The sequence below is a fragment of the Mycobacterium sp. TH-M116 genome (assembly GCF_057473685.1).
The window spans coordinates 1-3488 of the sequence record NZ_JBYCLC010000420.1; the positions used below are offsets into that span (position 1 = coordinate 1).

At 65.8% G+C, this 3488-nt stretch carries 2 protein-coding genes and 1 pseudogene; all 3 read right to left on the minus strand.

Going from position 1 to position 3488, the window contains the following annotated elements; all coding sequences use genetic code 11:
• Window positions 1-213: 213 nt before the first annotated feature.
• The gene (locus AC2VOK_RS21405) at window positions 214-1509 is read right to left on the minus strand and encodes an acyl-CoA dehydrogenase family protein (RefSeq protein ID WP_428902240.1); all 1296 of its coding nucleotides are present in this window, start codon (window positions 1507-1509) and stop codon (window positions 214-216) included.
• 494 nt (window positions 1510-2003) lie between these two features.
• Window positions 2004-3266 carry a PE family protein gene (locus AC2VOK_RS21410; RefSeq protein ID WP_428902241.1) on the minus strand — a complete coding sequence of 421 codons (1263 nt, stop codon included), beginning with the start codon at window positions 3264-3266 and terminating at the stop codon, window positions 2004-2006.
• A gap of 129 nt (window positions 3267-3395) precedes the next feature.
• Window positions 3396-3488 (minus strand): annotated as a pseudogene (locus AC2VOK_RS21415) (TetR family transcriptional regulator); the annotation flags it as partial.

Consider the following 3488-nt stretch of genomic DNA (forward strand, 5'->3'; position numbering starts at 1 on the left):
GCTCGCCCAAGCCGGCCTGCGTGGCCGAGAGCATCGTCCGCTACATCTCCTGAGCCCCCATCTCCTGACTCCCATCCCCTGACTCTTCATCTCCTGACTCCCATCCCCTGACTCCCCATCTCCTGAATCCCGCGAGACATAAACGATTGCGGCGCTTCGCGGCGTGTCGTCGTAGAGGTTTATATGTCGCGAGGTCGATGCGCCGGCGTCGGATCAGAATTCGGCGATCGAGAGTTCCATACGTTCGGCCAGTCGGGCCTGCGCCTCGGCGCGCCGGGTGGGGATGTGCGTCGACGGGAAAGGCGTTGTCACCGGCTGGTATTCGCGTAGTGTTCGGCGGGCCACGGTCATCTTGTGCAACTCGGTCGCCCCGTCGGCGATGCCCAGCGACTCGGCGGCGACCAGCATCTTGACGAAGGGCATCTCATCGGAGACCCCGAGTGCTCCGTGCAGGTGCAGGGCCCGCTGGGCGACGTCGTGCAGCACCTGTGGCATGGCGACCTTCACCGCCGCGATGTCGCGGCGCACCTTCTGGTAGTCGTGGTGCTTGTCGATCAGCCAGGCGGTCCGCAGCACCAGCAGCCGGAACTGCTCGATCTGAATCCAACTGTCGGCGATCTTCTCCTGGGTCATCTGAAAGTCGGCGAGCCGACCGTGCCTGGTCTTGCGGGACACGGCGCGCTCGCACATCATGTCGAACGCATTGCGCGCCAACGCTATCGTGCGCATCGCGTGATGGATGCGGCCCCCACCCAGCCTGGTTTGCGCGATCATGAAGGCCTGTCCTTCACCGCCGAGCACATGATCGCCCGGTACCCGAACGTGGTTGTAGCGGACGTAGCCATGGCTGGCACGCTCGGCCGATTCGCCACCCACCCCGACGTTGCGCACGATCTCGATGCCCGGTGTCTCTGACGGGACGATGAACAGCGACATCTTGTCGTAGGTGCGAGCCTCGGGATTGGTGACGGCCATGACGATGAAGAACGACGCGTGCTTGGCGTTGGTGGAGAACCACTTCTCCCCGTTGATCACCCAGTCGTCACCGTCGCGGGTCGCGGCGGTGACGAATTGCCCGGGGTCCGAACCGCCCTCGGGTTCGGTCATCGAGTAGCAAGAGGTGATCTCGCCGTCGAGCAGTGGTTGCAGGTAGCGGGCCTTCTGCTCCTCGGTGCCGAACAGCGCCAGGATTTCGGCATTACCGGAGTCGGGCGCCTGGCAGCCGAACACCGACGGCGCCCAGCGGGAACGCCCGAGGATCTCGTTGAGCAGCGCGAGCTTGACCTGGCCGAAACCCTGGCCGCCGAGTTCTGGCCGCAGATGCGCCGCCCACAGCCCCTGGTCCTTCACCTGCTGCTGCAATGGCCGCAGGACCGCCATCGTCTCGTCGTTCTTCTTGTCGTACGGATCCAAGGGCGCCAGATCAAGTGGTTCCAGCTCGTCGACCATGAATTCCTCGACCCAGTTCAGCTTCGCCTGGTACTCGGGATCTGTTTCGAAGTCCCACATCGTGGTCACCCGTTCCCCGGCGCCGCCTTGCACCGGACTCGTCGATGAAGCGCCACCAGCTTAATCGGAGGCGCTCGCCATCGGCACGGAACTATTCGCCTGGTGCAGCTTCGGCAGGACGTCGGTGCCGTGGACCGAGACGGCTCTGACGCGGTCTCCCTGGGCAGAGTGCAGAAAAGCAATCGAGTCGACATCGAGAACTTTTTGCGGGGAGGCGATGTGATGGTCGGCCCGCGCATAGCGAACTCCGGCCCGTCAAGCTATCTGGGCCTGGGCCGCGAATCGATTCGGGTGGAAATTCTTATAAGACGCGCGTTTGAATTGCATTGAACCTCGTTATCAGTTCGCAGACTGCGACCCGAATCAATGCAACATCAAGGCGGCACATTCCCTAGGCACCAAGAACTTCACAAATCACACCGAAAACAAGTCGGCGACCACTGACAGTTGATTCGTTTACGGCAGCAGATAAGTGAGTAGTGGTAGCTGGGCATTTACACCAAGCCCGTGAGCGCATCTGTAAGGATGTTGCCGGTGGCGCCGCTCGCGCCATTGTCAGCCGAGATTGTCCTGTCGGCGCCGTTCGCGCCCGGGAATGCGAACAGGCCCTCGGCACTGCCGCCGGTCCCGCCTGTCCCGCCGTCGACGCCGGCCCCGCCATTGCCACCGATGGCAACTAGGCCGTCTGCGTTCCCGCCGTCTCCGCCGTCGACGGCGCCCGAAGTGCCGGCACCGCCGTGGCCACCGAAACTGAACACACCGCCCGCGTTGCCGCCGGATCCGCTGGCCCCGCCGTGGCCGCCGAGGCTGAACAGGCCGTACGCGTTGCCGCCGGACTCGCCAGCCCCGCCGAGGCCGCCGAGGCTGAACAGGCCGTACGCGTTGCCGCCGGCAGCGCCCGCGGCACCGGCCCCGCCCGCGGCGGTGAACAGGCCCGCCGCGTCACCGCCATCCCCGCCGACGATCCCGGCCCCGCCGTGGCCGCCGAGGCTGAACAGGCCGTACGCGTTGCCGCCGGCCCCGCCGTCACCACTACTGCCGTCGCCGCCTTGGCCGCCCACGGATATGAGTGATGCGCCGGTGCCGCCCATCCCACCGGTGACGCCGTTCCCGCCGGTGCCGCCGATGCCGAACAACAAGCCAGCACCGCCAGCCCCGCCGGTGCCGAGAGTGCTCGTGCCGCCGTTGCCGCCGTTGCCGAATAGGCCGGCGAGGCCGCCGACGCCACCGGTGCCGAGAGTGGTGCTTTCGCCGCCGTTGCCGCCGTTGCCGATGAGACCGCCGGCTCCGCCGGCCCCACCGGCGACGCCAGCGACGGTGCTTTCGCCGCCGTTGCCGCCATTGCCCCAAAGCCACCCGCCATCCCCGCCCGCGGTACCGCGCCCGTCGACCGTGATTCCGGCGGCGCCGTTGGCGATCAGCGGGCGTCCGGTCTCCTGAAGGAAGAACGCATTGATCGCCGAGAGCGGGTTGGTATTGGCGGCTTCGGTGGCGCCGTAGGTGGCGGCACCGCCGTTGAGGGCCTGCGCGAACTGCGCATGGAATGCCGCAGCCTGGGTGCCCAACGACTGGAATTGGGATCCGAACCCGGAAAACACCGAGGCGATCGCCGTCGACACCTCATCGTGGGCCGCCGCCAAAACTCCGGTCGTGGGTGCGCCTGCCGCCGCGTAGGCCGAATTGATCGTCCTGCCGAGGGCGGCCAAATCCGTAGCCGCGATGGTGATTTCTTCCGGAACTGCGATGACAAGAGACATCTCGCCCCCCTGATTACAACGTTTAATGCCCCAGTCGAACGCTAGTGCTGCGGAAGTGAGCAATCAACGGAAAGTCAGGAATTCACTCGAAGTCTTAGGTTCTTCTTAAGATTCTGCGCGGCGCGCGCGTCAGGGCTCGCTGCGCCAGCCCGCGATGCCGACCGCGATCATCCGCAGCTGTTTGACGGCGACCCGTCGGATGTCTTCGAGCGCTTCGCTGCT

Coding starts and splice junctions, on each gene's coding strand:
- AC2VOK_RS21410 (WP_428902241.1), bottom strand. CDS start 3,266: ATGTCTCTTGTCATCGCAGTTCCGGAAGAAATCACCATCGCGGCTACG.
- AC2VOK_RS21405 (WP_428902240.1), bottom strand. CDS start 1,509: ATGTGGGACTTCGAAACAGATCCCGAGTACCAGGCGAAGCTGAACTGG.